This window comes from Nonomuraea sp. NPDC049625 (assembly GCF_040675285.1).
Classification (GTDB): Bacteria; Actinomycetota; Actinomycetes; order Streptosporangiales; family Streptosporangiaceae; genus Nonomuraea; species Nonomuraea angiospora_A.
In genome coordinates this window covers 1-15071 of the sequence record NZ_JBFAOQ010000019.1, presented here as the reverse complement: position 1 = coordinate 15071, position 15071 = coordinate 1, and the positions used below count along the sequence as shown (strand labels likewise).

Annotated in this window: 13 protein-coding genes and 1 riboswitch; of the genes, 12 read left to right on the top strand and 1 reads right to left on the bottom strand. The window is 67.7% G+C overall.

The features are described from left to right. The 6 genes from AB0J87_RS52140 to AB0J87_RS52115 all read left to right on the top strand — a co-directional run bounded on the left by AB0J87_RS52140 (position 1) and on the right by AB0J87_RS52115 (position 5777). On the top strand, positions 1-627 hold the full coding sequence (locus AB0J87_RS52140) for a uridine kinase (RefSeq protein WP_355200212.1): 627 nt from the start codon (positions 1-3) through the stop codon (positions 625-627). Positions 628-665: 38 nt separating this feature from the next. Next, complete coding sequence (locus tag AB0J87_RS52135; RefSeq protein ID WP_363980622.1) at positions 666-1976, top strand: TrpB-like pyridoxal phosphate-dependent enzyme; 1311 nt, start codon at positions 666-668, stop codon at positions 1974-1976. A gap of 258 nt (positions 1977-2234) precedes the next feature. After that, positions 2235-3011 carry a DeoR/GlpR family DNA-binding transcription regulator gene (locus AB0J87_RS52130; RefSeq protein WP_350731483.1) on the top strand — a complete coding sequence of 259 codons (777 nt, stop codon included), beginning with the start codon at positions 2235-2237 and terminating at the stop codon, positions 3009-3011. Beyond that, positions 3008-4087: a galactose-1-phosphate uridylyltransferase gene (galT, locus tag AB0J87_RS52125; protein ID WP_363980618.1), complete on the top strand. Its 1080-nt coding sequence runs from the start codon at positions 3008-3010 to the stop codon at positions 4085-4087. The genes AB0J87_RS52130 and galT overlap by 4 nt, the downstream gene beginning before the upstream one ends. A gap of 65 nt (positions 4088-4152) precedes the next feature. After that, positions 4153-4294: riboswitch (cyclic di-AMP (ydaO/yuaA leader) on the top strand. Positions 4295-4299: 5 nt separating this feature from the next. Next, positions 4300-5256 carry a hypothetical protein gene (locus AB0J87_RS52120; protein ID WP_363980615.1) on the top strand — a complete coding sequence of 319 codons (957 nt, stop codon included), beginning with the start codon at positions 4300-4302 and terminating at the stop codon, positions 5254-5256. A gap of 20 nt (positions 5257-5276) precedes the next feature. Beyond that, complete coding sequence (locus AB0J87_RS52115; protein ID WP_363980612.1) at positions 5277-5777, top strand: DinB family protein; 501 nt, start codon at positions 5277-5279, stop codon at positions 5775-5777. Between the two features lie 9 nt (positions 5778-5786). Here the strand turns inward: AB0J87_RS52115 and AB0J87_RS52110 are convergent, their stop codons facing one another. Then, entirely contained in the window at positions 5787-6263 is a 477-nt protein-coding gene (locus AB0J87_RS52110; protein WP_357745423.1) for an ATP-binding protein, read from the bottom strand. 233 nt (positions 6264-6496) lie between these two features. Here AB0J87_RS52110 and AB0J87_RS52105 point away from each other — a divergent pair, with 233 nt between their 5' ends. The 6 genes from AB0J87_RS52105 to AB0J87_RS52080 all read left to right on the top strand — a co-directional run bounded on the left by AB0J87_RS52105 (position 6497) and on the right by AB0J87_RS52080 (position 14662). Next, positions 6497-7363 (top strand): helix-turn-helix transcriptional regulator, encoded by an 867-nt coding sequence (locus AB0J87_RS52105; RefSeq protein ID WP_350731473.1) that lies wholly within the window; start codon positions 6497-6499, stop codon positions 7361-7363. 200 nt (positions 7364-7563) lie between these two features. Then, positions 7564-8955, top strand: coding sequence for a trigger factor (tig, locus tag AB0J87_RS52100; protein ID WP_350731471.1), 1392 nt, complete (start codon positions 7564-7566; stop codon positions 8953-8955). 321 nt (positions 8956-9276) lie between these two features. After that, on the top strand, positions 9277-9909 hold the full coding sequence (locus AB0J87_RS52095; protein ID WP_185078200.1) for an ATP-dependent Clp protease proteolytic subunit: 633 nt from the start codon (positions 9277-9279) through the stop codon (positions 9907-9909). A 14-nt stretch (positions 9910-9923) separates the two neighbouring features. Further along, positions 9924-10547 carry an ATP-dependent Clp protease proteolytic subunit gene (locus AB0J87_RS52090; protein ID WP_192786903.1) on the top strand — a complete coding sequence of 208 codons (624 nt, stop codon included), beginning with the start codon at positions 9924-9926 and terminating at the stop codon, positions 10545-10547. Positions 10548-10733: 186 nt separating this feature from the next. Continuing rightward, the gene (gene clpX / locus AB0J87_RS52085) at positions 10734-12017 is read left to right on the top strand and encodes an ATP-dependent Clp protease ATP-binding subunit ClpX (protein WP_185067261.1); all 1284 of its coding nucleotides are present in this window, start codon (positions 10734-10736) and stop codon (positions 12015-12017) included. A gap of 80 nt (positions 12018-12097) precedes the next feature. After that, positions 12098-14662 carry a valine--tRNA ligase gene (locus AB0J87_RS52080; RefSeq protein WP_363980605.1) on the top strand — a complete coding sequence of 855 codons (2565 nt, stop codon included), beginning with the start codon at positions 12098-12100 and terminating at the stop codon, positions 14660-14662. Positions 14663-15071 lie beyond the last annotated feature (409 nt).

Here is a 15071-nt window from a genome sequence, read left to right as displayed (position 1 = left end):
ATGCGCGCGCGAGCGATCTCCCGGGACGGCCTCGTCGAGGAGCTGGCCGAACGGGTCGCCGGACGGCCGGGGTGGGTGCGGATGGCCGTGGACGGGGCCGCGGCGGCGCGTCCCGGGACGCTGGCGGACGAGCTCGTCGCCCCGCTCCGGTTGCGCGGGCGGCCCGTGCTGCGCGTGTCGGCGGACGACTTCCTGCGGCCCGCGTCCCTGCGGCTGGAGCACGGCAGGACCGATCCGGACGCCTTCTACGAGGACTGGCTCGACGTCAAGGCGCTCCGGAGGGAAGTGCTGGAGCCCTTGGACGAGGGCGGCTCGGGGCGGGTGCTGCCGCGGCTCTGGGACAGCCGCGTCGACCGGGCGTACCGGGTGCCGTACGAGGAGCTGCCCCCGGGCGGCGTGCTGATCGTGGACGGGACGCTGCTGCTGGGACGGGGTCTGGCGTTCGAGGTGAGCGTGCACGTATGGCTTTCGGCGGGGGCGCTGGAGCGCGGGACTCCCGAGGACGAGCGGTGGCGGCTGCCCGCGTACGAGCGGTACGAGCGTGAGGCCCGCCCCCAGCGGGCGGCCGACGTCGTGGTCAGGGCCGATCATCCCCGCAGACTCGCCGTCATGACCCGCGACGCGTGATGCTGGAACACGGAACGTGAGCGGCGCAGACTGGGGCGATGATCCCCAGTCACTGGTACAACATCGTTCCCGACCTGCCCGCCCCGCCTCCGCCGCCGCTGCACCCGGCGACGCGCGAGCCCGTGGGGCCCGACGACCTGGCGCCGCTCTTCCCGATGGAGCTGATCGGCCAGGAGGTGAGCGGTGAGCGGTTCGTCCCGATCCCGCAAGAGGTGCTCGACGTCTACCGGCTCTGGCGGCCGACGCCGCTGATCCGGGCGCGCCGGCTCGAGAAGGCCCTCGATACGCCGGCCAGGATCTACTACAAGTACGAGGGGGTCTCGCCCGCCGGGTCGCACAAGGCGAACACGGCCGTACCCCAGGCGTACTACAACGCCCGCGAAGGGGTGCGGCTGCTGACCACCGAGACGGGCGCCGGGCAGTGGGGGTCGGCCCTGGCGTTCGCCTGCTCCCAGTTCGACCTCGAATGCCAGATCTGGATGGTGCGCGCCTCGTACGACCAGAAGCCGTACCGCCGCTCTCTCATGCAGGTGTACGGCGCCACCGTCCACGCCAGCCCGTCACCCGTCACCGGCTCGGGCAGCAAGGTGCTGGCGGACGACCCGGACTCGCCCGGCAGCCTGGGCATCGCGATCAGCGAGGCCGTCGAGGTGGCCGCCGCCACGCCCGACGCCCGGTACGCGCTCGGCTCGGTACTCAACCACGTGCTCCTGCACCAGACCGTGATCGGCGAGGAGGCGCTGGAACAGCTGCCCGAGATGCCGGACCTGGTCATCGGCTGCACCGGCGGCGGCTCGAACTTCGCCGGCCTCACCTTCCCCTTCCTGCGCGAGAAGCTGGCCGGGCGGATACGGACCGTGTTCAGGGCGGTCGAGCCGGCCGCCTGCCCGTCGTTCACGCGCGGCGTGTACGCCTACGACTTCGGCGACACCGCGGGCCTGACGCCGCTGCTCAAGATGCACACGCTGGGGCACGCGTTCATCCCCGACCCGATCCACGCGGGCGGCCTGCGCTACCACGGCATGTCGCCGCTGCTGTCGCACATGTACGAGCTGGGCCTGTTCGAGGCGGTCACCCGCGCCCAGAGCGAGTGTTTCGAGGCGGGTGTCCGCTTCGCCAGGACCGAGGGCATCGTGCCCGCCCCGGAGCCCACGCACGCGCTCGCGGAGACGATCGCCGAGGCCCTGCGGTGCAAGGAGAGCGGTGAGGAGAAGGTGATCCTGACCGCGCTCTGCGGCCACGGCCACTTCGACCTGGGCGCGTACGACCGCTACCTGGCCGGGCACCTGGAGGACTACACGCTGCCGCAGGACCGCATCGAGCAGGCCCTGACCGAGCTGCCGGGCTGAAAGCGGGGTGGCCGCCGAAAGAGGCGGCCACCCGGTCAGCGCGCCGTGGGGCGCTTGCCGTGGTTCGCCTTCTTCTTCTTGCGTGCCTTGCCCTTGCGTGAGCGCCTGGCCATAAGCTCGCCTCCGGTGATCGGGCCGATGATCGGCTACGCCACGAGCCTCCCCGCCCGTGCTGACCAGCGCAAGCGCAGCACGCGAACTAACATTCCCCAACAATTCCGTGTCATAATTTGGTGGAATCTGTTGGAAGGAGCGGGCGTGCTCGCACAGCAGCGTCAGCAGACGATCCTCGAACGCGTGCGCAGCAACGGCGGCGTCCGGGTCGCGGACCTGGTCCGCGAGCTGGGCGTATCCGACATGACCATCCGTCGGGACCTCGAGGTGCTGGCCGAGCGCGGGTTGCTGGAGAAGGTGCACGGCGGCGCCACCGCCCTCGGCCCCGGCTCCACCGAGGAGCCGGGCTTCACCGCCAAGTCGGCCCGCCAGCAGCAGGAGAAGGAGGCCATCGCGCGCCGCGCGGCCGGCCTCGTCCGGCCGGGCACGGCCGTGGCGCTCTCGGCGGGCACCACCACGTGGGCGCTGGCCCGCCACCTGATCGCCGTCCCCGAGCTGACAGTGATCACCAATTCGATCCCCGTCGCCGAGGTCTTCCACCGCAACCCGCGTTCCGACCGCACGGTCGTGCTGACCGGCGGCGTGCGCACGCCGTCCGACGCGCTGGTGGGCCCGGTGGCCGTGGCCGCGATCCGCCGCCTGCACGTGGACACGCTGTTCCTCGGCGTGCACGGGATGAGCGTGCGGGCCGGGTTCACCACCCCCAACCTGCTGGAATCGGAGACCGACAGGGAGCTGGTGGCGGCCGCCAACCGGCTGGTCATCCCCGCCGACCACACGAAGTGGAACACGGTCGGCATCAGCACCATCGCCGAGCTGACCGAGGCCGACGTGGTCGTCAGCGATGCGGGGCTGCCTGAGGACGCACGCATGGAGCTGGCCGAACGGGCCGGAGAACTGATCATCGCGGAGGGCTCGTGAAGCGCACCATCACCCATCTGGCCGACGGCCGTGAGCTGATCTACTTCGATCAGCGGGACGACGCCGACCGGAGCGCGATCGACCGGCGGGTGCTCGACCCCCGGCCGGTGGCCTCCGAGCTGCGCTACGACCCGCTGACCGAGGAGTGGATCGCGATGGCGGGGCACCGGCAGACGCGCACGTTCCAGCCGACCGGTTCGGCGAGCGAGTGCCCGCTGTGCCCGTCGTCGGAAACGCGCTCGTCGGAGATCCCGGCGTACGACTACGACGTGGTGGTGTTCGAGAACCGATTCCCCTCCTTCTCCACCAATTTCGGGACTTATACAGACGCGGGGGGCCTGAGTGAGGTCCGGCCGGGAGTGGGGCGGTGCGAGGTGGTCTGCTTCACCTCTGAGCATTCGTCGTCGTTCTCCCAGCTCTCCGACGGCCAGGTGGAGCTGGTCATGGAGGCGTGGGCCGACCGGACGGCCGAGCTGTCCGGGATCGAGGGCGTGGAGCAGGTGTTCTGCTTCGAGAACCGGGGCGAGGAGATCGGCATCACGCTGGCCCACCCGCACGGCCAGATCTACGCCTACCCGTACGTCACGCCCAGGACCAGGCTCCAGCTCGCCGCCGCCAGGCGCTACTCGAAGGGGAACCTGTTCGCCGACGTGCTGGCCGCCGAGCGGGCCGCGGGGACGCGCGTGGTGGCCTCCAACGAGCTGTGGACGGCGTTCGTGCCGGCCGCCGCGCGGTGGCCGTACGAGGTGCACATCTACCCGCACCGGCAGGTGCCCGATCTGGCCGCGCTGACGGAGGAGGAGCGGTCGGCGTTCGCACCCCTGTACACCTCGGTGCTGCGGGCCTTCGATGACCTGTTCGGCGTGGTGATGCCGTACATCTCGGCCTGGCACCAGGCGCCCGTGCGGCAGGACCGCGAGCTCGGCTACCTGCACCTGGAGCTGTTCAGCATCAGGCGGGCGCCGGGCAAGCTCAAGTACCTGGCCGGGTCGGAGTCCGCGATGGGGGCGTTCGTGAACGACGTGCTGCCGGAGGAGGCCGCCCGGATGCTTCGATCACAGGTAGATCACTATTAGATTTCTAATGGGGGTCGCGTTACTCGTGATCTACCACTAACATCCCTTTTGTGCCTGGCCGTAACAGCAGGCACACGCCTAATCCCGGGCGAGTCGCCCGGGAGCCGGGGACCCATCCGCACCTGGGGTGAATCCACTTCGGTGGTAGGGCACGCAGCTCCCAGCCCGAACCCGTCAGCTAACCCGGCCGGCAGAGGGAGAGGAACATCCACGTGGCGGCTCCGTCCCCCGCGACTCTTGCCATCGGCCTCGTCACCGCCGCAGCCGTCGCCCTCCTGCCGGCGACCGCGGCCTCGGCGGCCCCCAAGCCGTCGGAGGCCGAGCTCCGCGCCCAGCTCAAGCAGCTCAACAGCAAGATCGACAAGCTCATCGAGAAGTACAACCTCAAGCGCGTCGAGCTGGCCAAGGCGCAGGCCGCCGCCAAGGCGGCCAAGGAGCGGCTGGCGGCCGCGGAGAAGACGCTGGCCGCCGCCGAGCAGCGGGTCGGCGACCTCGCCAGGATGCGCTACCAGAACCACGACCCGTCGCTGCCCTCCGTCCTGATGGTCCAGAACGGCGGCGGCGCCGCCCTGCTCGAACAGCTGACGGCCGAGCAGCAGGCTCTGGTCCAGGGGGTGGCCAAGGCCCGCGACGACAAGAAGAAGGCCTCCGACGAGGCCGCCGCGCTGGCCACCCAGATCGGCGTGGACGCCAAGGACGTGACCGAACAGCGCTCCGAGGCCGAGGACATCATCGACGACATCAGGAAGAAGCTCCAGGACCTCGTGCCGCTCGGTCCCGGCCGCAAGTCCGACGGGAGCTGGGCACCGGAACTGCCCTCGGGCTCGGACAACATCACGGCCCGTACGCGGCTGATGAAGGCGGAGCTGGCCAAGAACTTCAAGCTGCCGTACACGGTGGGCTGCTTCCGCTCGGGCTCCAGCGGCGAGCACCCGCTCGGGCGCGCCTGCGACTTCATGATGAGCACCGGCGGAACGATGCCCGCGGCCATCAACAACGCCCTGGGCGACCGGATCGCGGACTGGGCGCTCAAGAACAAGGGCAAGCTCGGCGTCAAGTACGTGATCTGGAAGCAGCGCATCAACATGGGCTCGGGCTGGCGGGCCATGTCGGACCGCGGCAGCGTCACCGAGAACCACTACGACCACGTCCACATCTCGATGTACTGAGCTGGATAAGGTCGGACATCATGACTGACACCCGAATCCCGCCCGCTCTCACCGGCGACGAGCGGACCACGCTGAACAACTGGCTCGAATGGCACCGCGGCACCCTCGCCGTCAAATGCGCGGGCCTGTCGGACGATCAGCTGCGCCTGCGCTCCGTCTCACCCTCGACCATGTCCCTGCTCGGCCTGGTCCGGCACATGGCGAACGTCGAACGCTCCTGGTTCCGCCGCGTGCTGAACGGCGAGGACCTCCCCAAGCTGTGGGACAAGGACCGCGACAACGACGCCGACTTCAAGGAAGTGGACGCCGCCTCCGTCAAGGAGGCCTTCGTCACGTGGGAAGAGGAGGTCGCCCGCGCCCGCGCCATCTCGGACGCCAGGCCGCTGGACGCCGTCGGTGACCACAGAGGCCAGGAATGCACCCATCGCTGGATCCTCATCCACATGATCGAGGAGTACGCGCGGCACAACGGTCACGCGGATCTGCTGCGCGAGCGCATCGACGGGGTGACCGGAGAGTGACGGGACCGATCAGGGCTCGGTGCGGAACAGCGCCCACACGGCCTTGCCGCCGCGGGCCAGCGGGTCCCAGCCCCAGCACTGGCTGTAGGTCTCGACGATGTAGAGGCCGCGCCCGTTCTCCGAGATGAAGTCCGGCTCCTTGGGGCGCGGCACCTCGTCGCTGGGGTCGGCCACCGCCAGCAGCACGTGCGGCTGTACGCGCATCAGCAAGAGCTCGATCTCCCGCCGTCCCGCCGCGTACATCGCGTAGCGCACCGCGTTGGTCACGAGCTCCGACACCACCAGCGCGGCGTCGTCGCTGAGTTCGTGCAGGCCCCAGCCCTTCAGGGTCGAGCGGGTCACGTCCCTGGCCGTCTTCACGGAGTCGGCCTGAAAGGGCAGCGGGCACGAGGTCGTGTACGGCTTGCCACCCATGAGCAGGTGGTCGAAGCCCACGTCACGGGTGATTTGCAATGCATCGGCAGTGGCCAGAGGATCCTCCACCATGCTGCCGATACCTCCCCGTTCCGCCCGACTTAGTGCATGTTTGGCCCAATATGCACTAAGCCATCATGGGTCACGATCGCTGCACCTGCAAGACCCAAATGCACGTGCACTTGCATTGTGCAGTAGCAAGCGGCGTTTTGGGGCATAACTCTGCTAATCGGACACGGGGTTGAGACCTTGTCATACCCGGCAATGTGGTGTCACTGTGTGTGCGGACCTTGATAGGAGGCAAAGTGACGCAGAACCAGCCGGGTTCCGGACCGACGGCGCTGCGCATCCTCCTGGGCTCCCAGCTGCGCAAGCTCAGGGAAGCGAAGAACGTCACTCGTGAGGAGGCGGGCCACCTCATCCGTGGCTCCGAATCCAAGATCAGCCGCATGGAGCTGGGCCGAGTGGGGTTCAAAGAACGGGACGTGGCGGACCTGCTGACCCTCTACGGGGTCATCGACAAGCAGGCCCGCTCCGCCGTACTCGACCTGGTCGCCACCGCCAACGAGCCTGGTTGGTGGCACCGGTTCAACGATGTCCTGCCCACGTGGTTCCAGGCGTACGTCGGCCTTGAAGAGGCCGCCGCCAGGATCAGGACCTACGAAGTCCAGTTCGTGCCAGGACTGCTGCAGACCAAGGAGTACGCAAGAGCCGTCGTGACCGCCGGATCGGCGGGAATCGGGGCCGAGGAGATCTCCAGAAGAGTGGATCTCCGGCTGGAGCGCCAGCGGATGTTCGACAGGCCGGACGGGCCAGTGTTCTGGGCCGTGATCGACGAGGCCGCCCTACGACGCCCCATCGGCGGCGTCGAGGTGATGCGGGCCCAGATCGAGCACCTCATCGACCTGATGCGCCAGCCCAAAATCACCATTCAGATCATGCCGTTCAGCTTCGGCGGGCACAGCGCGGAAGGCGGGGCGTTCAGCGTCCTGCGCTTCCCCGACACCGATCTGCCCGACGTCGTGTACGTCGAGCAGCTGGCGAGCGCGCTCTACCTCGACAAGCGTGAAGACGTGGACCGATACACCGAGGTGATGGAGCGACTCTGCGCCGTGAGCACCACTCCGGACGAGACGGTCGAGCTGTTGCGGACGATCGCGGACGAGTTCTGACGGACGGTAACGGATGATCGCGGGCGACTTGTGACGGCGCGGACGTCGTTGTTGGGTACGCATCTGCCCTAGACTGGCCATCGGCGTTGGATCCCGCCGTAGCGGAGCATGCCCAACACCGCACATGTGGGCGCGGCGCGTGTGCCGTAACCGATGGACGCGCCCGCGATCACTCGTAGCTTGATCAAGGAGACCATTCCGTGAAGACCGCTGTCGAGGAGCTCAGCCCGACCCGGGTCAAGCTCACTGTCGAGGTGCCGTTCGACGAGCTGCGCCCGAGCATGGATGCGGCGTACAAGAAGGTCGCGCAGCAGGTGCGCGTCCCCGGGTTCCGGCCTGGCAAGGTTCCGGCCCGCATCATCGAGCAGCGCTTCGGCCGGGCGGTAGTGCTGGAGGAGACCCTCAACGACGCGGTGCCCAAGCTGTACGGCAAGGCCGTCGACGAGGTCGACGTGTTCCCGGTCGCGCAGCCCGACATCGAGGTCACGAAGATCGAGGACGGCGAGCAGATCGAGTTCACCGCCGAGGTCGACATCCGGCCCAACTTCGAGGTGCCCGACTACCAGGGCCTCGAGGTCACGGTCGACTCCGCCGAGGTCTCCGACGAGGACGTCGACGCCCAGCTCGACTCCCTGCGCCAGCGTTTCGCCACGCTGACCGGCGTCGAGCGCGCGGCCGCCAACGGCGACTTCGTCGTCATGGACCTGCGCGCCGAGATCGACGGTGACAACATCGAGGAGCAGCAGGCCAGCGAGGTCTCCTACGAGGTCGGCGCCGGCTCCGTGCTCCAGGGCCTCGACGCCGCGCTCGAGGGCATGTCCGCGGGCGAGGAGAAGAGCTTCAAGACCGAGCTCGTCGGCGGCGAGAACGCCGGCGACGAGGCCGACGTGATCATCAACGTCAAGTCGGTCAAGGAGAAGGTCCTGCCCGAGCTCGACGACGAGTTCGCCCAGCTCGCCAGCGAGTTCGACACGCTCGACGAGCTCAAGACCAGCATCCGCGAGCAGGCCCGCCGCAACAAGCTGATCGACCAGGTCGTGCAGTCCCGCGAGAAGGCCCTCGACACGCTGCTGGAGCAGATCGACATCCCGCTCCCGGACAGCGCGCTCAAGGCCGAGGTCGACGCCCGCAAGCACAACCTCGACCACCAGATCGCCGAGAGCGGCCTGAGCCGCGACGCCTTCTTCCGTCTCTACCAGACGACGGAGGAGGAGCGCTTCGCCGAGTTCGACACCAACTCCGCCCGCGCGATCAAGGTCGGCTTCGTGCTCGACAAGATCGTCAAGGCCGAGGAGCTGGGCGTCTCCGAGCAGGAGCTGACCAACTTCGTCGTCCGCCGCGCCATGGAGATGGGCGTGCAGCCCAACGAGCTGGCCAAGCACCTCGCCGACAACGACCAGCTCACGCTGGCCATGGTCGAGATCGTGCGCGACAAGGCCAAGTCGGTGCTCGGCGACGCCGCCAAGGTCGTCGACACCGACGGCAACGAGGTGGACCTCAAGGCGATCTACGCCGAGATCAACGGCCAGGAGGTCGTGGAGGAAGAGGCCGCCGCCGAGGACGAGCCCGCCGGGGAGAAGTCCGAGGCGTAACCGCCTTCCCGCTCTTTCCGAAGCCCCCGAACCGTCCGGTTCGGGGGCTTCGGCCTTTCCGGGGGAGCTCCCGAAGAAGACGTGCAGGCCGTGTAAGGCCCTCAGAAGGCTCGTGGGCACCCGGAGGGCTTCGGCGGGCCTCTGGGTGCCGGACCCGCGGCCGGCAGGCCGTGCGTGGCGCTTCAGGGAGCCACGCCGCAGGAGGGCGTGCTGAACCTGCGCCGTCAGCGAACAGTACGGGGACCGGGCATGAGCTGTGCGCGGCGCGCGTTAAGGTCACAAGCAAAGCCAATCGATTACGACGCATCGGAAGGTGACGCTGTGACCAGCCCGCCGACCTTCTATCAGCCTGAGTCGCGAGGCCGTGAGAACGGCTCGTCCTTCCGGCTTGAGGACCAGCTTTACCAGCGCCTGCTGCGTGAGCGCATCATCGTGCTCGGGCAGGAGGTCAACGACGAGATCGCCAACCGCATCTGCGCCGAACTCCTGCTGCTCGCGGCCGACGACCCCGACCGTGACATCACGCTCTACATCAACTCGCCGGGTGGCTCGGTGAGCGCTGGCATGGCCATCTACGACATGATGGAATACGTACCGAACGACGTTTCCACGGTTGTGATGGGCATGGCCGCTTCGATGGGGCAGTTCTTGCTCACCGCGGGCACCAAGGGCAAGCGATATGGCCTGCCCCACGCCCGGGTCATGATGCACCAGCCGTCCGGAGGCATCGGCGGCACCGCGGCCGACATCGCCATCCAGGCCGAGCAGATGCTCTATGTGAAGAAGACACTGGCCGAGCGGATCGCCCACCACACGGGCCAGCCGCTGGAGCAGATCGAGGCCGATTCCGACCGCGACCGCTGGTTCACGGCCGAGGAAGCCAAGGATTACGGCTTCATCGACCACGTGGTCCGCAGTGCGCGGCAGGTGCCCTCACAGGGCCCGGTCTCCTAAGGGGGAGCAGAGAAGTGAACATCCAGAGCCGCTACGTTCTCCCCTCCTTCGTCGAGCGCACGTCATATGGCGTGAAGGAGATGAACCCGTACAACAAGCTCTTCGAGGACCGCATCATCTTCCTCGGAGTGCAGATCGACGACGCGTCGGCCAACGACGTGATGGCCCAGCTGCTGACGCTGGAATCGCTCGACCCCGACCGTGACATCAGCATCTACATCAACTCGCCGGGTGGCTCCTTCACCGCCATGACGGCGATCTACGACACGATGCAGTTCGTCCGGCCGGAGATCCAGACCGTCTGCCTGGGCCAGGCAGCCTCGGCCGCGGCCGTGCTGCTGGCCGGCGGCACCCCGGGCAAGCGATTCGCGCTGCCCAACGCCCGGGTGCTGATCCACCAGCCGTCCACCGAGGGTGGCGGCCAGGGCAGCGACATCGAGATCCAGGCCCGCGAGATCCTTCGCATGCGAAACCTCCTCGAGGACATCGTGGCGAGGCACTCCGGGAAGACCGCCGCCCAAGTCCGCAAGGACATCGAACGCGACAAAATTCTCAACGCGGACGAGGCAAAGGCGTATGGTCTGATCGATGACATCATCCCGTCCAGGAAGAAGCGCGCTCAGGCCGTGGCTTCCTAGACGGGACGTGACGCACCGGAGCGCTGCCCAATAGGGCACGTTCCGGTGCGACTCGCCGCTAGGGGGCTCACTGAGGGCCCAGAAGACGGTAACGTCGAAACCTGAGCGGTTCGGCCAAGTCCGGAGGATGTCCGGAGACACTGCTCTCGCAGGAGCAGGGCGGTCCCACGCAAAGGAGTATCTGGGGTGGCACGCATCGGCGACGGGGGAGACCTGCTGAAGTGCTCTTTCTGTGGAAAGAGTCAGAAGCAAGTCAAGAAGCTCATTGCCGGTCCAGGCGTCTACATCTGCGATGAGTGCATCGATCTCTGCAACGAGATCATCGAGGAGGAGCTCTCGGAGTCCTCCGAGCTCAAGTGGGACAACCTGCCCAAGCCGAGGGAGATCTACGAGTTCCTCGACGCCTATGTCATCGGTCAGGACAAGGCGAAGAAGGCCCTCTCGGTGGCGGTCTACAACCACTACAAGCGGGTGCAGTCGGGTGACCGGGGCAGAGACGACGGCCTCGAGCTGGCCAAGAGCAACATCCTGCTGCTCGGGCCGACAGGTTCGGGCAAGACGCTGCTGGCGCAGACCCTGGCGAAGATGCTCAACGTGCCGTTCGCCATCGCCGACGCCACCGCGCTGACCGAGGCGGGATACGTCGGCGAGGATGTGGAGAACATCCTCCTCAAGCTCATCCAGGCCGCCGACTACGACGTCAAGAAGGCCGAGACCGGCATCATCTACATCGACGAGGTCGACAAGATCGCTCGTAAGAGCGAAAACCCGTCGATCACGCGCGACGTCTCCGGTGAGGGCGTGCAGCAGGCGCTGCTGAAGATCCTGGAGGGCACCACGGCGAGCGTGCCCCCGCAGGGCGGCCGCAAGCACCCGCACCAGGAGTTCATCCAGATCGACACCACCAACGTGCTGTTCATCTGTGGCGGCGCGTTCGCCGGTCTGGAAAAGATCATCGAGTCGCGCATCGGCAAGAAGGGCATCGGCTTCAACGCCATCATCCGCTCGAAGGAAGAGGTCGACACGGCCGACATCTTCGGCGACGTGATGCCCGAGGACCTGCTGAAGTTCGGCATGATCCCCGAGTTCGTCGGGCGTCTGCCCGTCATCACCTCGGTGCACAACCTCGACCGCGAGGCGCTCATCCAGATCCTCACCGAGCCGCGCAACGCGCTGGTCAAGCAGTACCGCAAGCTGCTCGAGCTCGACGGGGTGGAGCTGGAGTTCACCGACGGCGCCCTCGAGGCCATCGCCGACCAGGCCATCCTGCGCGGCACCGGCGCCCGCGGGCTGCGCGCGATCCTGGAGGAAGTGCTCCAGTCGGTGATGTACGAAGTGCCGTCGCGCCAAGACGTGGCCCGCGTCGTCATCACCCGCGAGTCCGTCCTCGAACACGCCATCCCGACGCTCGTACCCCGCGACCAGCTTGCCGCCAAGCAGCAGCGCACGCCGCGGGAAAAGTCGGCCTGATCCCATAAACCACGGCAAGCGCCCCGGCGGAGTCGATCCCTGGGGCGTTTTGCTTTCCCACCTCCCTAGAATTGGTCACCGTGACAACGCCAGAGCTGCCCACCCAGTACACCCCGGCCGACGTCGAGACCCGGAGCTATGAGCGCTGGGTATCCCAGGGGTACTTCACCGCCGACCCGGGCAGCTCGCGCGTGCCGTACAGCATCGTCCTGCCCCCGCCCAACGTGACGGGCGTCCTGCACATCGGCCACGCGCTCGACCACTCCATCCAGGACGCGCTGACGAGGCGAGCCCGCATGCAGGGGCGCGAGACCCTCTGGCTGCCGGGCATGGACCACGCCGGCATCGCCACCCAGAACGTCGTCGAGCGCGAGCTGGCCAAGGAGGGCAAGTCGCGGCACGACCTCGGGCGCGAGGCGTTCGTCGAGCGGGTCTGGGAGTGGAAGGAGGAGTCCGGCGGCCGGATCCTCGGCCAGATGCGCAAGCTCGGCGACGGCGTCGACTGGTCGCGCGAGCGGTTCACGATGGACACCGGGCTCTCCCGGGCCGTGCAGACGATCTTCAAGAAGCTGTACGACGACGGGCTGATCTACCGCGCCGAGCGGATCATCAACTGGTGCCCGCGCTGCCTGACCGCGCTCTCCGACATCGAGGTGGAGCACAGCGAGGACGAGGGCGAGCTGGTCTCGATCCGCTACTCCGACGAGATCGTGGTGGCCACCACGCGTGCCGAGACGATGCTCGGCGACACGGCCGTGGCCGTCCACCCCTCTGACGAACGGTACGCGCACCTGGTCGGCACGATGGTGGAGCTGCCGCTCACCGGGCGCATGATCCCCGTGGTCGCCGACGAGCACGTCGACCCTGCCTTCGGCACCGGCGCGGTCAAGGTGACCCCCGCCCACGACCCCAACGACTTCGAGATCGGACGGCGTCACTCCCTGCCGTCGATCACCGTCATGGACGAGCGCGGTGTCATCACCGCGCACGGGCCCTTCCTGGGGCTCGACCGCTTCGAGGCCAGGCCCGCCGTCGTCGCCGCGCTGCGCGCCGAGGGCCGCATCGTCGCCGAGAAGCGCCCCTATCTCCACTCGGTCGGCCACTGCTCGCGCTGCAAGACCGTGGTCGAGCCCAGGCTGTCGCTGCAGTGGTTCGTCAACGTCGGGCCGCTGGCCAAGGAGGCGGGCGACGCCGTCCGCGACGGCCGCACCCGCATCCACCCGCCGGAGCTGGCCAAGCGCTACTTCGACTGGGTCGACGACATGCACGACTGGTGCATCTCCCGGCAGCTCTGGTGGGGGCACCGCATTCCGGTCTGGTACGGGCCGGACGGCGAGGTCGTGTGCGTGGGCCCCGACGAGGAGCCGCCCGCCGGCTACACGCAGGACTCCGACGTCCTCGACACGTGGTTCTCCTCGGCGCTGTGGCCGTTCTCGACGCTCGGCTGGCCGGACACGACGCCCGAGCTGCAGCGCTTCTACCCGACCTCCGTGCTGGTCACCGGATACGACATCCTGTTCTTCTGGGTGGCCAGGATGATGATGTTCGGGCTCTACGCCATGGACGGCGAGCCGCCGTTCCGCGTGGTCGCGCTGCACGGCATGGTCCGCGACCAGTACGGCAAGAAGATGTCCAAGTCGTTCGGCAACGTGGTCGATCCGCTCGACTGGATCGAACGCTTCGGCGCCGACGCCACCCGCTTCACCCTGCTGCGCGGGGCCAACCCCGGCGCCGACGTCGCGGTGAGCGAGGAGTGGGCGGCCGGGTCCCGTAACTTCTGCAACAAGATCTGGAACGCCACCAGGTTCGCCCTGATGAACGGCGCGGCCGTGGGATCGCTGGAAGGGGCCGAGCTGACGGGGGCCGACCGGTGGATCCTGTCGCGCCTGCAGTCCGTGGTGGCGACCGCCGACGCGGCCTTCGAGGACTACGAGTTCGCCAAGGCGTCCGACCTGCTCTACCACTTCGCGTGGGACGAGGTCTGCGACTGGTACCTGGAGCTGGCCAAGATCCAGCTCGGCGAAGGGCTCGAACACACTCGGCTGGTGCTCGGCCACGTGCTCGACGCGTTGCTGCGGCTGATGCATCCGCTCGTGCCGTTCGTGACCGAGGAGCTCTGGCGGGCCGTGACGGGCGGGGAGTCGATCGTGGCGGCCCCGTGGCCGGAGGTCGACACCCGCTTCACCGACGCCTCGGCAGAGGCGGAGATCGGGGCGTTGCAGGAGCTGGTGACGGAGGTCCGCAGGTTCCGCTCGGATCAAGGGCTCAAGCCGGGCCAGAAGGTCGCAGCCCGGCTCGGGCTGGCGGGCACTGCGCTCGTCAGCCAGGAGAGCGCGATCCGGTCGCTGCTGCGCCTCACGGAGCCGGCGGAGTCGTTCAGCGCCACGGCGAGCTTCACGGTGGGCGGGGTGACCGTGGAGATCGACACCGCGGGCGCCATCGACGTCGTGGCCGAGCGCAAGCGCCTGGAGAAGGACCTGGCGGTCGCCCGCAAGGAGGCCGCGCAGGTGGCCGCCAAGCTGGGCAACGAGCAGTTCATGGCCAAGGCGCCGGAAGACGTGGTCACCAAGGTCAGGAGCCGTGCCGAGCAGGCCGCCGCGGACATCGCGCGCCTCGAGACACAGCTCGCCGGGCTCGGGGTTTGAACCATACGAACGCGGGGAAGGTCCATTCGTTACCTAAGATGGACCTTCGACGCCGTCGGGGCTGCTACAGTTTTCAACGTAGGGCGGTTGCCCTGACACCCCTTCTGATCTACCCCCGGTTTTCGGGCGGTTCCAGCCGCACGGTTGGACAAGCGCCGAAAGTTGGAGTAAGTTAGCAGGGTTGCCTCGAAGAGAGGCAAGTCCGGAAGCTACCGGATCGGGCGGTTTGACAAGGATCGTCCGGATCTGCTAGACTGAAGGAAATGAAATGTGCGCCTCCGCACTAGGGTCTAACCAAGATCTTGGTGGGGATATACGCGTCCGTTTCTTGAGAACTCAACAGTGTGTTAAAAGCCAGTGCATGAGATACACATGCATATCCCCGTCATTAATTGACGGAAATTGCTTG